Source organism: Cyclobacterium qasimii M12-11B, assembly GCF_000427295.1.
GTDB lineage: Bacteria > Bacteroidota > Bacteroidia > Cytophagales > Cyclobacteriaceae > Cyclobacterium > Cyclobacterium qasimii.
This window is the reverse complement of record NZ_ATNM01000068.1, coordinates 1-646: the sequence shown is the minus strand read 5'-3', so window position 1 is coordinate 646 and position 646 is coordinate 1. Positions and strand designations below refer to the sequence as shown.

1 protein-coding gene is annotated in these 646 nt (G+C 43.8%); it reads left to right on the top strand.

Annotated elements, in window-relative coordinates:
* Window positions 1-506, top strand: a 506-nt coding sequence (locus ADICYQ_RS31150) for an AMP-binding protein (RefSeq protein WP_235114434.1), incomplete at its 5' end; no start/stop codon positions are given.
* Window positions 507-646 lie beyond the last annotated feature (140 nt).

The window sequence follows — 646 nt, the reverse complement described above, 5'->3', positions numbered from 1 at the left end:
AAGTCATTGATGTTTTCCAAAAGCACTTTGGCATTAAGGTACGGGACGGATATGGCCAAACAGAAAGCACGCTTTTGGTTGGTGTTTTGAAAGATACGCCTATTAAACCGGGAAGCATGGGAAAACCGACACCGGGAAATCAGGTGGAGATCATAAATGAAGACGGTGAAATCTGCAAACCTGGTGAGGTTGGCGATATCGCTGTTCACCTCAGTACGCCTGCGCTCTTTAAAGAGTATTTTAAAGATCCGGAAAGAATGAAAACACAAATTCGCGGCGATTATTTCCTAACGGGAGACAGAGCAAGAAAAGATGAGGAAGGTTACTTCTGGTTTGAAAGCCGAAATGACGATATTATTATCAGCTCCGGCTATACGATCGGGCCTTTCGAGGTGGAAGACGCGCTTGTTAAGCACCCAGAAGTAAAAGAATGTGCTGTTGTCGCGAGCCCTGATGAAATCAGAGGCTCCATTGTAAAGGCATATGTTGTCCTGCAAAAATCATGAAAAACGCAGTGATGAGCTTGTCAAAATGCTGCAAAACCATGTGAAGACGATTACCGCTCCATACAAATATCCTAGAGAAATTGAATTTGTGGAAAGCCTGCCGAAAAACGGCTTCTGCAAAAAATCAGACGAGTGGAATT